Below are 15,789 nucleotides of genomic sequence, written 5' to 3'. Positions count from 1 at the left end.
GTTGATGAGCGCATATCGCGTGAAGAGTACGTTTGTGAGGACCACGCTGGTGGTTGGGCTCGTCGCCGGACTGGCCGCGACGCTGCAGGGGTGCGTGCTGGCTGTCGGCGCGGCGGCGGGCGGCAGCGCGCTCGTCGCGACTGATCGGCGCACGCTCGGTGCGCAGACGGAAGACCGCGAGATTCAGGTCAAGGCGATGTCGCTGATCAGCCAGAACTTGCCGGACAATGCGCACGTCAACGTGACGGTCTTCAATCGGCGCGTGCTGCTGACGGGCGAGGTGGCTGGCGAAGTGTCGAAGCAGCGCGCGGAAAGCGTCGTGCGAAGCCTCAATAACGTGAATGCGATCGTCAACGAGCTGGCTATTGCGCCGGCCAGTGATTTCTCGTCGCGCAGTAACGACACGTATCTCGAGGGGCGCGTGAAGACGGCGCTGATCGCCGAGAAGAACATTTCGGCGAACAACTACAAGGTGGTCTGCGAGCGCGGGACTATGTATTTGATGGGGCTCGTGACCGCCGACGAAGGCAATCGGGGCGCGGATGTCGCGAGCCGGGTGCCGGGCGTCGTGCAGGTTGTGAAGGTCTTCCAGTACATCCAGCCACAGGAGGCGGTGGCTGCATCGGCGGCGACTGCTTCGGCTGCTTCCAGTGCGCCGGCGGCCGCCGCGCAACCGGAAGCAGCGGATGTGACGTCGGGGGCGGTGCCGGATTCGTCGGTGACTTCGCGTCCGTTGGAGCAACAGTCGCCTGCGCCCGTCAACAATTCGACGGCGGTCCATCCGGGGAGTCCTAAGGCGGTGCAATGAGATTGGGATTCTTTGTCGGGCGCGTGGCGGGCGGAGTGCTGGTGGGTTTGGCCGCGGGAGCGTTTGCTGTGTCTGCTTCTGCTGCCGATACGCCGCGTGGGCTCGCGATCGCGCGCAGCAACGCGTGCATGGGGTGTCATGCTGTCGATCGAAAGCTCGTCGGACCTTCGTTTCAGCAGGTGGCGGAGAAGTACAAGGGAAATGCCGGGGCTCCCGCGATGCTCGCGCGTAAGGTGAAGGATGGCGGGTCGGGCGTGTGGGGCGCGATTCCGATGCCCGCCCATCCGGCGATGAGCGATGCGGATATCCGCATCGTCGTCGATTGGGTGCTGGCCGGGGCGCCGGCTAAGTGACGCTGGTTGCGGGCTGGTGCATTAAGAATGCGCTGTGCTAGAATCGCGAGATCGTGGGGCGGTAGCTCAGCTGGGAGAGCGTCGCGTTCGCAATGCGAAGGTCGGGAGTTCGATCCTCCTCCGCCTCTTAGCCGTGTTTGTCCAACCGAGATGCCAAGATGGACTTGACATGCCGTTCGGCTCGTATTTCTTTCGCGCGTCAGCCCTCCGGTCAGTTCACCGCTTCAGTGCCACGGCCCAATGCCTCGCCAGCGAAATAAACGACGCGCCTCATACCAATTGACGGATCATCACCTACACATCCGCGACGCACGACCTCAGCCCCCTACAACATCACCCAAACTCCCCCTCAAATACCCTTCCCGAGCATTAAACATTTCAACTCCCTTCCTCCTGCACTTCATTCTTACAACAACGGGTAAACCCGGGAACGTTCTGACTCGAAACAGTTCCTACCGCACGTAAACCCGACGCGCGCGGCATGCAACCCCATGAAAGTCACAAAAGCCGTCGTAAGCAACGGCCGCGTCACGCCGCCAACCTTAAGCACGAGCCAGCCCCCCAACCGAGCCCTCGAATGCAACCCCGCACCTCACGCTCAATCGAAGTGGATTTCTTCCGCGGGATCGTGCTGATCGTGATCGTGCTGGACCACATTCCAGGCGGCGTCCTGCAGCACCTGATGCTGCACGCCTACGCCTTATGCGATTCAGCCGAAGTATTCGTCTGCCTCGGGGGATATGCATCCGCAGCAGCCTACGACGCCGTGTTGGCCAAAAAGGGCCAAAGATCCGCCCAAAACCGCTTCTATAGGCGCTGCTGGGAAATCTACCGGGCCTATCTGCTGACGGCGTTACTCACGCTGCTATCGGGCGCGATCCTTCAGTTCCTGCACCTGAATCGCCAGATGGTCGACCTGACAGACTGGTCTGCTTTCTCATCGGCGCCGATCGGAGAGGCCATCAACATCGCCACCCTCAGACGGCAGCCCTATCTGTCCAGTGTCCTCCCGATGTATGTGCTCTTCGCGATCACAGTCCCTTTCATCGTGCCGCTCGCGCGAAAATCTGCGGTATCGGCGCTGATCCTGAGCCTCGCGATGTGGGCGCTCGCCATTCCACTGGCGAAGTTCTTCGCGATCGACGACGTCAGCGACTGGTCCTTCAATCCCTTTGCCTGGCAACTGATGTTCGTGATCGGTATCCTGTGCCGTGTGCAGCCGGTGTCCGACCGCTTCCAGTTGTCGAGAACCGGCCGCTGGCTCACCGGTATAGCCATCGCAGCCGTGCTAGCCTTCGCCATCGTCAAGCTTTTCGTCTTGGCGCAGCCGCTGCCCGGCCATCTGAAACAGAACCTGTCGATTGAACGCGTGATCAACTTCCTCGCCATTGCCTGGGTCGCCGCCGTACTTGTCCGCACGGGCCACATCGCGAAAGTCGCGCACCGGTTGCCCGCTGTCATCAAGGTCGGCCGGACGGGCCTCGTCTGTTTCGTCGGCGGCACGCTGATTTCGCTGATCGTCGATACAGCGACGCCGCGCAACATCCACGGCCTGAGCCACGGGCTCGCCGCGTTCGCGGGCGATCTCGTCGCGATCATCGCCGTGCTGCTGCTCGCGCGCATCTGGAACGAATGGAAGGGTCCGACGCAGACGCGCGCGGCCGTCCATGGAGCCGACTGCCGATGAAGCGCGGCATCGCATGGCCGCGTGCGGCGCTCGGGCTCGCACGCGCGGCGTTCCTTTACGCCATGGTCTACAGCGCTCAATCGGCATTGGCAGCCGCCATCGCGACGAACGCCTCGCCGACCGGCCAGAACCCGACGCAGAAACAGAACGAACCGCCATTCGCCACCCGTTGCACGGACCTGGGCGGCGTCTGGATCGACGCCGACTCGATCGCGCTGCCCACGCACGGCGCGCACATCGAAACGGCGACGATGATTTCCGCGCAGACGTCCGGCAACGGCGCAGGCGACTTCTGCCGGATCACAGGCATCATTCGTGCGATGAAAGGCACGACGCCCGACATCCGCTTCGACGTGAATCTGCCGAAGAACTGGAACGGCCGCGCATTGCAGGTGGGCGGCGGCGGCTACAACGGCTTTGTCGTGACGGGCATCGGCGTGATGCCGTTCTCGCCGGTACGCGCGCCGCTCGCGCAAGGCTATGTGACCTTCGGCGACGACTCGGGACACGTCGGCAATTCGGCGCTCGCGGTGTTCGGTCTCGTCGACGAAGCCGTCGTGAACTTCGGCTACGCGCATCTGAAGAAGACGCACGACGCAGCGCTCGCCGTGATCGTGCGCATGTACGGCCATCCGCCCGGGCGCATGTACTTCGCGGGCGGCTCGACGGGCGGGCGCGAAGGCTACACGGTGATGCAGCGCTTCCCCGACGACTACGACGGCGTGATCGCCGATTCGCCCGCGCTGAACTTCTCGGGCGTGCGGCTCATCGGTGTGCGCGTCGGCCAGGCCGAATACGCGAAGCCCGGCGGCTTCGTTCCGCCCGCGCTGCTCGAGCGCGTGTACCAGAAGTCGCTCGAAGTCTGCGACAAACTCGACGGCGCGCCGGACGGCATCGTCAGCGATGTCGTCGAATGCCGCAGACATGAAGCGGAAGTCATCGATGCGCTGCGCTGCCACCGCGGCACGTCATATGCGCAAGAAGGCGGTTGTCTCAGCGACGCGCAACTCTCGACGCTGCTCGTCCTGCGCGACGGACTGAGCTTGCCGTACAAGCTCGCCTACAACGTGAGCGGCTATCGCGGCTACAACGTCTTTCAGGGCACGCGCTTCACGGGCGTTCTCGGACTCGGCCACGACCCCGCGCGCCAGACGTCGCCGACGTTCGGCAACAACGGCTACCTGTTCGCGCAAGGCGACGGCTATATCCGCTATTTCATCGCGCAGGACGCCACGTTCGACTCGATGAAATTCGACGTGCTGCATCCGGGCCAGTATCAGAAGCAGGTCGTTGCGCTGTCGCAGACGATCGGCGCGATGAATCCGGACCTGAGCCGCTTCATCGAAAAGGGCGGCAAGCTGATCACGATGCAGGGCCTCGCCGATGAAGTCATCAGCCCGAGCCAGACCATCGCGTACTACGACCGGCTCGTCGATCAGTACGGCGACGAGCGCGTGAATGCATTCATGCGTCTGTACATGGTGCCGGGCTTTCAGCACGGCAGCGGCGTGTTCATTCCTTCCGTCGATCTGCTCGGCGCGCTCGACAACTGGGTCACGCGCGGCATCGCACCGGAGACGCTGCTCGCCACCGATATCGCCGCGGCCACCAACGGACGCTCGCGCCCGCTGTGCCGCTATCCGATGTTTCCGCGCTATCTGGGCAAGGGCAATCTGAACAACGCGAACAACTTCGCGTGCAGTGAGCCCTGATCTCGCCGATTGCTGGGCATCAGATCAATGAAGCGTGACGCAACGCTGAATCGCTTGCCACGCATCGCACATTTCCGCCCTCGTTAGTATCGTCAGTTGCATGGCGTGCCTGTAGTCTTGGTCGATCACGCAACAAGGCGAAAACGGGCGCAGCCATTGCGATCATCGACATCACGGGCGTGCCCACCGTCGATACGCTCGTCGCGCAACATCTGCTGAAGACGGTGTGGCGGCCGCGCGCCTGATGGGCGCGGACTGCATCATCAGCGGCATTCGTCCGCAGATTGCGCAGACCATCCTGCATCTCGGCGTCGATCTGATGACGTAATCACGAAGTCGATTGCCTAATCGTCGCGATTCAGGTCGACATGCGCGACCGTCTCGCGATCGCGCTTCAGGACGACCTGACGGCGCGCATCGTGAAGGACAAGTCGAAGGTGTGCTGATCGACATCTCGGCGCTCGACATCGTCAATTCGTTCCTCGGCCGCAACGGCACGAGCAAGGGATTCAGGCTCATGTTCGAAGCGACGAACCGCAGCGTGGTCGCGCTGTACGCGGAGCTCGACGAACGCGCGGACGAACTGCGCCGCGCCGACACGATGAAATCGCGCTTCCTGTCCAACATGAGCCACGAGTTGCGCACGCCGCTCAGCTCGATCCACGCGCTGTCGAATCTGCTGCTGAACCGGCTCGATGGCGAACTTTCGGCGGAGCAGGAACGCCAAGTGCTACTCATCCGCAAATCGGCCGACGATCTGTCCGAACTCGTCAATGATCTGCTCGATCTGGCCAAGATCGAAGCGGGCCGAACCGATGTGACGCCGGTCTGGTTCAAGGCTTCGGGACTCTTCGCGGCGCTGCGCGCGATGCTCACGCCGCTGTTGACCAACCCCGCCGTGAAGCTGACCTTCGAGGACACACACGGTTTGCCACCCATCTTCAGCGACGAAGCCAAGCTCGCGCAGATACTGCGTAATTTCGTCTCCAACGCACTCAAATTTACCGAGTGAGGGGAGATTCGCGTGGGCGCGCGGCTGGAGGCGGGCGGCGAACAGGTGACGTTTTTCGTGTCCGATACGGGCATTGGTATCGCTGAGGAGCACCAGCAAGTGATCTTTGAAGAGTTCGGCCAGGTGCAGAACCATCTGCAACCGCGCGTAAAGGGCACGGGCCTCGGCTTGCCGTTGTGCCGCAAGCTCGCTGCGCTGCTCGGCGGCTATACGGGCGTGGACAGCGCGCCGGGCGTCGGCTCGACCTTCTACGCGACGTTGCCGGTGAAGGCGGAAGCCGTCGCCGCATCGGGAGCGGACGGCGCGGCGGGCGGCGCGGGCATCGCGCACCGAGGCGCGTCATGACGCTTGCCGCTCCCCTCGTTCTCAACGTCGACGACAACGACGGCGCGCGCTATGCAAAAACGCGCGTGCTCGTGCACGCCGGTTTCGAGGTGATCGAAGCAGCGTCGGGCCAGGGCGCGCTCGATCAGGTGCGCGTGCACAAGCCGGCGCTCGTGCTGCTCGACGTGAAGCTGCCCGACATCAGCGGCATCGAAGTGTGCTCGATCCTCAAGCACGATCCGCAGACGCGCTCCACACTCATCCTGCAAACGTCGGCGGCCGCCGTGCAGTCGTTCGACAAGATTCGCGCGCTCGACGGCGGCGCGGACAGCTATCTGACCGAGCCAATCGAGCCCGCTGAACTCGTCGCCAACGTGCGCGCGCTGTTGCGGCTGCATCGCGCGGAGGAAGCGCTGCGCGACGCGGATCGCCGCAAGGACCAGTTTCTCGCGACGCTCGCGCACGAATTGCGCAACCCGCTCGCGCCGATCCGCAATGCCGTCGAGCTGATGGACCCGCGTCATAGCGCAAACGACGCCGCGTTGCGCGATGCGCGCATGATCGCGCGCCGGCAGATCGAACATCTGAGCCGGCTCGTCGACGATCTGCTCGACGTGTCGCGTATCACGCACGGCAAGATTTCGCTGCAGCTGGAATGCGTCGACATCGCGGCGGCCGTCGCGACGGCGGTGGAGACGAACCAGCCGTTCATCGACAGAAAGCATCACACGCTGCGCGTCAGCATGCCCGACGAGCCGTGCATGATTCGCGGCGACTCCATTCGCGTCGCTCAGGTCATCGGCAATCTTCTGTCAAATGCGGCGAAGTACACGCCGGAGGGCGGTGAGATCGAACTTGACGTGACCGGGACGGACGGCGGCATCGCGATTCGCGTGCGCGACAACGGCATCGGCATTCCGCCGAACGAGCTCGCTGACGTGTTCAATCTGTTCATGCAGTCCGAAGATTCGCTCGCGCGCTCCGAGGGCGGGCTGGGCATCGGACTGTCGCTCGCGAAGACGCTCAGCGAACTGCACGGCGGCACGATCGAAGCGTTTTCGGCGGGCGCGGGCATGGGCTCGGAGTTCGTCGTCAGGTTGCCCGTCGCGCAGCAATCGGACGAGGGCGTTCCCGCATGCGGCGACACGCCCGGCGATGGCGCGGAGTCTTCCGCGCGCGCACCCGGTGCGAAGCGACGCGTGATGGTGGTCGACGACAGCGTCGATGGCGCGGAGTCGATGTCGATCCTGCTCGAAATGCTCGGGCACGAAGTTCGCGTGCTGTACGACGGCGCAGCGGCGATCGTGGCCGCGTCCGAGTTCAGGCCGGAAGTGGTGCTGCTCGATATCGGCTTGCCGGGCATCGACGGCTATCAGGTCGCGCGCGCGTTGCGCGCCGAGCCCGCATCGGTGAACGCGTTGCTGATCGCGCTGACGGGCTACGGACAGGACAGCGACCGGCAGCGCACGCATGATGCAGGCTTCGATCATCACCTCGTGAAGCCGGCTTCGCTCGACGACATCGAGCGCGTGATCGCAGCGGACGGCGCGCTCGCCGCGCCGCGCAATCCGGGCACGCCGGTGCGTTCGGACGTGACGGAGTGAGTTCGAACAAAACGAGTTCAAACAAGGAGAAAGAAGCCGCAGACAAAAACAACGGGCACGGGGAACGAGCGATATGGCAGCGCAATTGACCAACACTCAGCAGGCAGCAAGCAGGTAAGCAGGCAGCAAGCAACAGGCAACAGGCAACAGGCAACAGGCAACAAGCAACAAGCGGCAAGCAACAACGGCAGGCAAGGGCAAACGGCGCATCCGGCAACTGCAGCATGCATGCGCGCGGGCAATACGGCGGGACAGGTGAGGCTGCGTCGATGAAACCAGACAACACGATGGCGAGCGTGCACGCTGAGGTGGACGCGGCGCTCGCGGGCAGCACGGCGCCGAGCTTTCTCGCGGGCGGCGGAGAGATGGGCAGCCTGATACGCGGCTACGACTGGCGCGCGACGCCGCTTGGCGAGCCCGACGCATGGCCGCAAAGCCTGAAGACGGCGATCCGCATCATGCTGACGTCGCGCCAACCGATCTGGATCGGCTGGGGACAGGATCTGATCGTCTTCTACAACGATCCGTACAAGTCGATCATCGGCGGCAAGCATCCCGCCGCGCTCGGGCAGCCGACGTCGGTCGTATGGCGCGAACTCTGGAGCGATATCCGTCCGCTGCTGCAAACGGCGCTTACGGGCACGGAAGGCACGTTCGACGAACAGAAGCTCTTGATCATGGAGCGCAACGGCTATCCGGAAGAGACGTACTACACGTTTTCGTACAGCCCGATTCCCGACGACAGCGGCGGCACGGGCGGCATCATCTGCGCGAACAGCGACGACACCGCGCGCGTGCTCGGCGAACGGCAGTTGCGGCTGTTGCGCGAGATCGGCGCAGCGACGCGCGACGCGCTCTCGTGGCGCGACGTCTGCGAAGGCAGCGTGCTCGCGCTGAAGAGCGATCCGTACGACGTCACCTTCGCGCTTTTCTATCAGGCCGAGCCGGTCAGCACTGTCGCGTCGCTGGCCGGCGCGAGCGGCATTTCCGCCGATCATCCCGCCGCGCCGCGTTCGATGGACGCCGCGCGCGATCCTGCATGGCCCTTCGTCGACGTGCTGCGCAGCCAACAACTTGCAATCGTCACGGATCTGGCCGAACGCTTCGCCGCGCCGCTGCCCTCGGGCGCATGGCAGCGGCCGACGGCGCAGGCAGCCGTGCTGCCCGTGCAGCCAGCCGGTAAAACGGGACGCGGCGGCGTGCTGGTGGTCGGGCTCAATCCGTACCGGCTCGTGGACGACAACTACCGCTCGTTCCTGATGCTGGTCGCGCGGCAGATCGGCGCGGCGCTCGGCTATGCGGGCGCATATGAAGAAGAGCGGCGGCGCGCGGAAGCGCTCGCGGAAATCAATCGCGCAAAGACGGCCTTCTTTTCGAACATCAGCCACGAGTTCCGCACGCCGCTCACGCTGATGCTCGGTCCGCTCGAAGAGCTGCTCGCGAGGCCGCAAGCGGCGAACGCGCCGGACCGGCCGCTGATCGAAGTCACGCATCGCAACGGCTTGCGGCTGCTCAAGCTCGTGAATGCGCTGCTCGACTTCTCGCGCATCGAGGCGGGGCGCATGGAGATTAATCCGCAGCCGACCGACCTTGCAGCTTTCACCGCCGACCTCGCGTCGCTGTTCCGCTCGACGATCGAATCGGCGGGCATGACACTTTGCGTCGATTGCGAGCCACTGCCGCATCTCGTGTCCATCGATCGCGACATGTGGGAAAAGGTCGTGCTGAACCTGCTGTCGAATGCGTTCAAGTTCACGCTCGAAGGCACGATCACCGTCGGCGTGAAGAGGGCGGGGAACGGCAGCATCGAAGCGAGCGTCGCCGATACGGGCATCGGCATTCCCGAGCACGAGATTGCGCGGCTCTTCGAGCGGTTTCATCGCGTCGAAGGAGCGATGGGCCGCACCGTCGAAGGCAGCGGGATCGGGCTTGCGCTAGTGCATGAACTCGTGCGTCTGCATGACGGCGCGATACACGTCGAAAGCGAACTGGGCGTGGGCACGCGCTTTACCGTGGTGCTGCCGCCCGTCGCGTCGATGGACGCCGCGTTGAGCGATGGCGCGCGCGCCACGACGAGCGCGCAGGCGCAGAGCTACGCCGATGCCGCGTTGCGCTGGCTGCCCGACGCGCACAACGTGGCCGACGATGACGATACGAGCCTGCTCGTAGACTTCACGCAAGCCGCGGCGGCGGACAACGCCAGCGCGATCACGGGCAAGCTGCTCGTCGTCGATGACAACGGCGATCTGCGCGACTACATGCGGCGCATCCTGACAGCGGCGGGCCACGAGGTGTGCCTCGCGGCGGATGGGGAAGAAGCGCTCGCTGCCGCGCGCGTGTGGCAGCCCGATCTGGTCGTGTCGGACGTGACGATGCCGAAGCTCGACGGCTTCGGCCTGCTGCGCGAACTGCGCGCCGATGATCGCTTGCGCGAAACGCCCGTACTGCTGCTGTCGGCGCGCGCGGGCGAAGAGGCGAAAGTGGGCGGCCTCGAATCGGGTGCCGACGATTATCTGATCAAGCCGTTTGCGGCGCGCGAACTGCTCGCGCGCGTCGCCGGCAATCTGCAGCTCGCGCAGTTGAGGCGCGAGACGGGCGACCGCCTGCGCGAGGAGTCGCGCACGCTCGAGATGCTTAATCGCATCGGCACGGCCGTCGCGGCCGAACTCGATCTGAACCGCGCGGTGCAGATCGTCGTCGATGCGGCGACTGAACTCACGGGCGCGGCCTTCGGCGCGTTCTTCCATAACGTGCGGGACGACAAGGGCGGCAGCTACATGCTGTACACGCTCTCGGGCGTGCCGAAAGACACGTTCGCGAAGTTTCCGATGCCGCGTAACACGGGGGTTTTTGCGCCGACGTTCAAAGGCGAAGGCATCGTGCGCATCGACGACGTGACGAAAGATCCGCGCTACGGCCACAATCCGCCGCATCGCGGGATGCCCGAAGGCCATCTGGAAGTGCGCAGCTATCTCGCCGCGCCCGTCTTGTCGCGCACGGGCGAGGTGCTCGGCGGATTGTTCTTCGGCCATCCGAAGCCGGGCGTGTTCACTGCGCGCGCCGAGCGCATTGTCGAAGGCATCGCCGCGCAGGCTGCGACGGCCATCGACAACGCGCGCCTCTATCAAGCCGCGCAACGCGAAATCGACGAGCGCACGAAGGCCGAAGAGGCGCTGCGCGAGCTGAACGAAACGCTGGAGGCGCGCGTCGCCGAAGCGGTCGCGGATCGCGACCGTCTGTGGGACTTCATCGAGGAGCTGCTGGTGGTCGTGGGCTTCGACGGCGAGTTGCAGCGCGTGAGCCCGTCGTGGACGCGCCTGCTCGGTCACGACATGAACTGGCTCGCGCAACAGTCGTACTTCGCACTGATCCATCACGACGATCTCGCGATGGTGAACATATATATTGGCGACTTGCGCCGCACGGGCATGCCTGTGCGCTTCGAGAGCCGCCTGAAGCATATCGACGGTTCGTGGCGCTGGATCGCGTGGACGTTCTCGCTCGATCCGGATACGAAGCGGATTCACGGCGTTGGCCGCGACGTGACGAGCGATCGCGAAACCCAGGAGGCGCTTCGTCACGCGGAAGAAGCGTTGCGCGTCGCGCAGAAGATGGAAGCGATCGGCAATCTGACGGGCGGCGTCGCGCACGACTTCAACAATCTGCTTCAGGTGATCGGCGGCAATCTGCAACTGCTCGCCGATGATGTCGCAGGTTCCGAGCGGCCCGCGCAACGCGTGCGCAATGCGCTTGCAGGCGTCGCGCGCGGCGCGAAGCTCGCGTCGCAATTGCTCGCGTTCGGCAGGCGTCAGCCGCTCGCGCCGAAAGTGGTGAACCTCGGGCGCTTCGTGCGCGGCCTCGACGACATGCTGCGCCGCGCGCTCGGCGATGGCATCGAGATCGAGACGATCGTCTCAGGCGGCCTGTGGAATACGCTCGTCGATCCGTTTCAGGTCGAGAACGCGCTGCTCAATCTCGCGATCAATGCGCGCGACGCGATGGACGGCCACGGCAAGCTCACCATCGAAGCGGGCAACGCGTCGCTCGACGATGCGTACGCGAGGCGCCACGCCGAAGTGACGGCGGGCCAGTACGTGATGGTCGCCGTCACCGATACGGGCTCCGGCATGTCGGCCGAAGTGAAGGAGCACGTGTTCGAACCGTTCTTCACGACGAAGCCCGAAGGCCAGGGCACGGGGCTGGGCCTGAGCATGGTGTATGGGTTCGTCAAGCAGTCGGGCGGCCACGTGAAGATCTATAGCGAGCCCGGACACGGCACGACGATCCGCCTGTATTTGCCGCGCGTGCGCGACGAAGAAGACCTCGAAACGGATGTCGACGCCGGTCCGGCGAAAGGCGGCGCCGAAACGATCCTCATCGTCGAGGACGATGAGGACGTGCGTACCACGGTCGTCGAGATGCTGGCGTCGCTGGGCTATCGCGTGCTGAAGGCGAAGGATGCGCAGAGCGCGCTTGCCATCGTCGAGAGCGGCGTGCCGATTCACCTGCTCTTCACCGATGTCGTGATGCCCGGGTCGATGCGCAGCACCGAACTGGCGCGCAAGGTGCGCGAGCGGCAGCCCGACATCGCGGTGCTGTTCACGTCGGGCTACACGGACAACGCGATCGTGCATGCGGGGCGTCTCGACGAAGGCGTCGAACTGCTCAGCAAGCCGTATTCGAAGGACGCGCTCGCGCGCAAGCTGCTCCACACGTTGCGAGTGCAGTACACACGCCCGGACGACGCAGTCACGCTGCAGGCGGAAGACTCGCAGACCGTGCGGCTGGTCGATCGCGGCAACAACGAGACGTTCGATGCGATTCGCGATCTGCGCGTCCTTTTCGTCGAGGATGACGAACTGGTTCGCGTCAGCACGGTGGAGCTGCTGCGCACGTTCGGGCTCGACGTCGCCGAAGCGCAGGATGCGAAACAGGCAATGCAGTTGCTGAACGACGGAACGTTCGACGTGCTGTTGACGGATGTGGGGCTGACGGGCGCGTCGGGTGTCGAGCTTGCGCTCGATGCCAGGGAGCGGCAGCCGGACATGCGCGTGATCTTCGTCACGGGCTCGGATGCGCCGCTGTCAGCCGAACAGCAGTCGCAATTGCAGGAAGCGGCGCTATTGCGCAAGCCGTTCGATCCGCTCGAATTGATCGACGCGTTGCGCGGGCGCGGCGGGTGAATGGCTCGGATCGTTGCTTCGACCAAGCGATGCGACCTGCATAAGGACACGCAAAAGCGTAGGGTGAAAAAAAGCCCCGCCGAAGCGGGGCCAATGGCGCTCAACTAGAGCCCGTGACGTTGTCTGTATTCAGGATCGTTCTTGCGCGTCGCGTACACCCAATCGTCCCATTCTTCAGCGGACATATACGATAGCGCGTCAATGCTGCGCCTCTCGATATACGCGTCGCGTTGATCTGGCGCTAGGCTTTTCCAGAACGGAAGCCAAACAGTCATCTCCCAATACTCAGGCTCACCCTGATTGAGCGAAGTGAGCGGCCCTAAGTCCGGGTACATGATCCAAGGCGGGTTCGGGCTAAACGTCTCTAACGCCAGGCGGTCGATTAGCTCAATATCGTTCGTCAATAAATAGACATTCCGCGCGAGGAATTCAACGTTAGCAGCAACGAACGATGTACATTGACCGCGCTTGAATTGCCTAAAATCTTCGTCTTCGCTATCGCCGCGAACGATGTTAAAGAATCTCGGGTAGGCGGCGGCTTCCATGTTTTGCGCCCAGATAAACGCATGGAAGCCGTGTTCGCCCAGATATTCAACGCGCGCATACGTGGGCCGGCTAGTAGTCCGGGAAACAATAGCCGCATTGGCAAAGGTTGCCCGCAGTAGTTCGGGCGTCCTTTTAAACAACTCGGACAAATGCTTCTCATGATCTATCGGCTTTTCCCATTCTGGCTTGAGCCGATCGCGAATTTTCCCAAAGATCGACATGGAAACCCTTAATTGATACCCGCTTTGTCGAGTAAGTAGGATTCGCCGAAATAGCCGATCGCGCCGCCGATCAATCCACCGACAAGGCCTGTAATAAAAGCGCCTGGCCCAAGCTCGATCCCGCACAAAGCACCTTCGGCAGCACCTATGCGCGCTCCGAGCGCTGCGCCCGCCCATCGGCCCGCCATGCTGCCTTCCCATCCGGCGATCTGACGAAGGGTAGACCGCTCAATCGGCCTGATACTCTTGATGCGGACTGAGTCCTCGCTCGCCATCGTTAGATCGTAGCCGGTGAGGAATATACCGAACACCTGGACAACGCGCGCCCATTTTTCGAAGCCCGTCGCAATAGCTAAACCTTTCTTCGAAAAAATTCCGTCTGCGGGCACTACTGGCGCAGGCTTGACCAGATATTCGTTGTCCATGCCTAATGACTTCGTCAGCGTGTTCAAACCTTCGCGCCTCTGCTTCGATGGCAAGTCTTTTAAATACTCACTGACTGATTGCCCGATTTCGTCTGGCGTAACAAGCGTTGCACCCGCGCGTTTTGCCTTTGCGATATCGACATAAACCGTTTTAGAGTTGCAGTCTACGCCCTGAAATCGCGTAGCTCCATCGGGAAAGTTGCCGCTTGTAGACGAATAAGACGTAACCTTGTCTTTACCCAAAACGTGAGCGGCGATGCTTGCCAGTGAGTCTGGATTGCGAGCCCAAAGCCCGGTGCGTTCCGGGTAAACCTCTCGTATCTTTTGCAACTCTGTTAGCCCCATCGAATTTAGATAGGGGTTGTTAATCGTCGTGTACGTTTTTCGAACGAGAAATCCTTCGGAGCCGACTTCATCAACGGTAATGAAGAAAAACGCCTTTGCGGGCATCAAATGCCCCAAAACATCGTATTTCGAATCAGGCTTGTCGTTCGTCTTGGTTTGATACGTGTAATCGCTCATTCCTTCCACCGCTCAAGGGCTTTCAATCCAATGGCAATATCAAGGGTGTTTGCGTTGTCCGTATGGACGCGCGGGCACAGGCCGCTAGCGTCCGTTAGACGCTGATGTTCGTTCCCAGCGTTGTCCTTGATGTGGTACGGACAATTCGCAACAGGGCGGCCCGCATCATCAACAATGCGAATTTGTTCGTCATAGCTGCGCGTGCTTTGAACGGGTTTGCTAGACGATTTCGCGACGCTCGAACTACCCCTGCCGCGTCGCTCTATCAGATAGTCCTGACGCTTCGCGAGTACAAGGTTTTTCTTGCACGGACAATTCACGGGGTCCAAGTCTTTCACCATGCTCCGGCCTTCGTCCGTCCAATCGCTAACGCTTCCGTAAATGCGGAACGGGCCAACGCCGCATGTACCACACGTTGCATAGTCCAGGTCAACCGCAAGCGTGCGGCCTTCTTCGTCAAACTGCGTTGACGACCTGCTCAGGACAACGCCGCGCGTAGTAGTGATATCTCCCTTTGCGACAAGTGCGGTCATAGCGTGTTACTCCAGCGTTCGAGCGCGCGCATACCAATTGCGATATCAAGTTGTGCGGCATCTCTGGTGTACACGCGAGGACAGTAGCCGGACGCATCCGTTAGCCCCTTATAGACTTCACCGTTCTCGGCGCGAATATGATACGGAGCGTCTGTAATCGGATGGCCGTTCGCATCAATGACCCTCACGCGTTCGTCATAGTCGCCTGTTGGCTGCTTCTCCAGAGGCTTTCCGTATGGGTCAAACCCGAGTGCGACTAGTTCGTGCGCTTCCCAGCTATGCGAGGAATGTTCTTGTGAGGCTCGAATAACCGGCGACGGATGGCATTTGCAAATGCAGATATCCCCGTCTAGCGCCTGTTGCTTGCCGTGCATCGTTGCTGTACGGTGCGGCCCCTTCGAGCCAATGAACCCTTCTGACTTGCAACCGTTGCACCAGACCCTCGCACCGATAAAGGTTATCGGAATGCCGTGGTCCGTACAGTTTTCGACGCCCTCGAGTACGACACCGCCGTTGGTTGTTATATCGCCTTTCCTGAGAATGTAGCGTTTCACTTTTCGTTGAGATAAGGTCAAGTCTGGTGTACGGGCCGTTGATAGCGGGCGACGTCAAGCGGCGAGTTTCTGCTGACCCGGTTGATCGTCTTGCACCGGCTCGCCGTCCTGGAAGGCAATGCCCTCCAGCAACAGCTGGATCTGTTCGGGGCCGTTGATCCGGCGCCAGGTTTTTTCCGCTTCCTCGATTAGCTTGAATGCCAGACCGAGGAAGGTCGGTCGCGACACGCAGTTGCGCGTACGCGTAGTACGGTGGCGCACCGTCGCGAACGTCGACTCGATCGCGTTTGTTGTGCGCAGGTGCT

12 protein-coding genes, 1 tRNA gene and 3 pseudogenes are annotated in these 15,789 nt (G+C 62.5%); 11 read left to right on the top strand and 5 right to left on the bottom strand.

What is annotated here, in order from left to right:
* Positions 1–4 precede the first annotated feature (4 nt).
* The 11 genes and pseudogenes from GCT13_RS18540 to GCT13_RS18495 all read left to right on the top strand — a co-directional run bounded on the left by GCT13_RS18540 (position 5) and on the right by GCT13_RS18495 (position 12,683).
* The gene (locus tag GCT13_RS18540) at positions 5–808 is read left to right on the top strand and encodes a BON domain-containing protein (RefSeq protein ID WP_152760337.1); all 804 of its coding nucleotides are present in this window, start codon (positions 5–7) and stop codon (positions 806–808) included.
* Positions 805–1,161 carry a c-type cytochrome gene (locus tag GCT13_RS18535; protein WP_152760335.1) on the top strand — a complete coding sequence of 119 codons (357 nt, stop codon included), beginning with the start codon at positions 805–807 and terminating at the stop codon, positions 1,159–1,161. Before GCT13_RS18540 ends, GCT13_RS18535 begins: the two co-directional genes overlap by 4 nt.
* A gap of 55 nt (positions 1,162–1,216) precedes the next feature.
* Positions 1,217–1,289 (top strand) — tRNA-Ala (locus GCT13_RS18530).
* 449 nt (positions 1,290–1,738) lie between these two features.
* Positions 1,739–2,848: an OpgC domain-containing protein gene (locus GCT13_RS18525; RefSeq protein ID WP_152760333.1), complete on the top strand. Its 1,110-nt coding sequence runs from the start codon at positions 1,739–1,741 to the stop codon at positions 2,846–2,848.
* Positions 2,845–4,560 (top strand): tannase/feruloyl esterase family alpha/beta hydrolase, encoded by a 1,716-nt coding sequence (locus tag GCT13_RS18520; protein ID WP_193727693.1) that lies wholly within the window; start codon positions 2,845–2,847, stop codon positions 4,558–4,560. Before GCT13_RS18525 ends, GCT13_RS18520 begins: the two co-directional genes overlap by 4 nt.
* Positions 4,561–4,700: 140 nt before the next feature.
* A pseudogene (locus tag GCT13_RS18515) lies at positions 4,701–4,879 on the top strand (STAS domain-containing protein); the annotation flags it as partial.
* Between the two features lie 49 nt (positions 4,880–4,928).
* Positions 4,929–5,050, top strand: a pseudogene (locus GCT13_RS18510) (STAS domain-containing protein); the annotation flags it as partial.
* 27 nt (positions 5,051–5,077) lie between these two features.
* The gene (locus GCT13_RS51230; protein WP_407670817.1) at positions 5,078–5,572 is read left to right on the top strand and encodes a sensor histidine kinase; all 495 of its coding nucleotides are present in this window, start codon (positions 5,078–5,080) and stop codon (positions 5,570–5,572) included.
* A 12-nt stretch (positions 5,573–5,584) separates the two neighbouring features.
* A complete protein-coding gene (locus GCT13_RS51225; protein WP_407670815.1) occupies positions 5,585–5,917 on the top strand; it encodes an ATP-binding protein in 333 nt (110 codons plus the stop codon).
* Positions 5,914–7,500: a response regulator gene (locus tag GCT13_RS18500; protein ID WP_152760332.1), complete on the top strand. Its 1,587-nt coding sequence runs from the start codon at positions 5,914–5,916 to the stop codon at positions 7,498–7,500. Before GCT13_RS51225 ends, GCT13_RS18500 begins: the two co-directional genes overlap by 4 nt.
* A gap of 269 nt (positions 7,501–7,769) precedes the next feature.
* Positions 7,770–12,683 (top strand): response regulator, encoded by a 4,914-nt coding sequence (locus GCT13_RS18495; protein WP_152760330.1) that lies wholly within the window; start codon positions 7,770–7,772, stop codon positions 12,681–12,683.
* Positions 12,684–12,787: 104 nt separating this feature from the next.
* Here GCT13_RS18495 and GCT13_RS18490 read toward each other — a convergent pair whose 3' ends face one another.
* The 5 genes and pseudogenes from GCT13_RS18490 to GCT13_RS18470 form a co-directional block, all read right to left on the bottom strand.
* Positions 12,788–13,450 carry a hypothetical protein gene (locus GCT13_RS18490; protein ID WP_152760328.1) on the bottom strand — a complete coding sequence of 221 codons (663 nt, stop codon included), beginning with the start codon at positions 13,448–13,450 and terminating at the stop codon, positions 12,788–12,790.
* A gap of 8 nt (positions 13,451–13,458) precedes the next feature.
* Positions 13,459–14,397 (bottom strand): glycine zipper family protein, encoded by a 939-nt coding sequence (locus tag GCT13_RS18485; protein ID WP_152760326.1) that lies wholly within the window; start codon positions 14,395–14,397, stop codon positions 13,459–13,461.
* Entirely contained in the window at positions 14,394–14,930 is a 537-nt protein-coding gene (locus GCT13_RS18480; protein WP_152760324.1) for a PAAR domain-containing protein, read from the bottom strand. Before GCT13_RS18480 ends, GCT13_RS18485 begins: the two co-directional genes overlap by 4 nt.
* The gene (locus tag GCT13_RS18475; RefSeq protein ID WP_193727692.1) at positions 14,927–15,484 is read right to left on the bottom strand and encodes a PAAR domain-containing protein; all 558 of its coding nucleotides are present in this window, start codon (positions 15,482–15,484) and stop codon (positions 14,927–14,929) included. Before GCT13_RS18475 ends, GCT13_RS18480 begins: the two co-directional genes overlap by 4 nt.
* Before the next feature lie 54 nt (positions 15,485–15,538).
* Positions 15,539–15,789, bottom strand: a pseudogene (locus GCT13_RS18470) (IS256 family transposase); the annotation flags it as partial.

Source organism: Paraburkholderia franconis, from assembly GCF_009362735.1.
GTDB classification, from domain to species: domain Bacteria; phylum Pseudomonadota; class Gammaproteobacteria; order Burkholderiales; family Burkholderiaceae; genus Paraburkholderia; species Paraburkholderia franconis.
The sequence above is the reverse complement of the archived record's forward strand: the minus strand, read 5'-3'. Positions and strand labels throughout refer to the sequence as shown.

What these genes read in the sequence shown, in the direction of transcription:
- GCT13_RS18520 (WP_193727693.1), top strand. Translation starts at nt 2,845, where the DNA reads ATGAAGCGCGGCATCGCATGGCCGCGTGCGGCGCTCGGGCTCGCACGC.
- GCT13_RS18535 (WP_152760335.1), top strand. Translation starts at nt 805, where the DNA reads ATGAGATTGGGATTCTTTGTCGGGCGCGTGGCGGGCGGAGTGCTGGTG.
- GCT13_RS18480 (WP_152760324.1), bottom strand. Translation starts at nt 14,930, where the DNA reads ATGACCGCACTTGTCGCAAAGGGAGATATCACTACTACGCGCGGCGTT.
- GCT13_RS18540 (WP_152760337.1), top strand. Translation starts at nt 5, where the DNA reads ATGAGCGCATATCGCGTGAAGAGTACGTTTGTGAGGACCACGCTGGTG.
- GCT13_RS18495 (WP_152760330.1), top strand. Translation starts at nt 7,770, where the DNA reads ATGAAACCAGACAACACGATGGCGAGCGTGCACGCTGAGGTGGACGCG.
- GCT13_RS18485 (WP_152760326.1), bottom strand. Translation starts at nt 14,397, where the DNA reads ATGAGCGATTACACGTATCAAACCAAGACGAACGACAAGCCTGATTCG.
- GCT13_RS18525 (WP_152760333.1), top strand. Translation starts at nt 1,739, where the DNA reads ATGCAACCCCGCACCTCACGCTCAATCGAAGTGGATTTCTTCCGCGGG.
- GCT13_RS18490 (WP_152760328.1), bottom strand. Translation starts at nt 13,450, where the DNA reads ATGTCGATCTTTGGGAAAATTCGCGATCGGCTCAAGCCAGAATGGGAA.
- GCT13_RS18500 (WP_152760332.1), top strand. Translation starts at nt 5,914, where the DNA reads ATGACGCTTGCCGCTCCCCTCGTTCTCAACGTCGACGACAACGACGGC.
- GCT13_RS51230 (WP_407670817.1), top strand. Translation starts at nt 5,078, where the DNA reads ATGTTCGAAGCGACGAACCGCAGCGTGGTCGCGCTGTACGCGGAGCTC.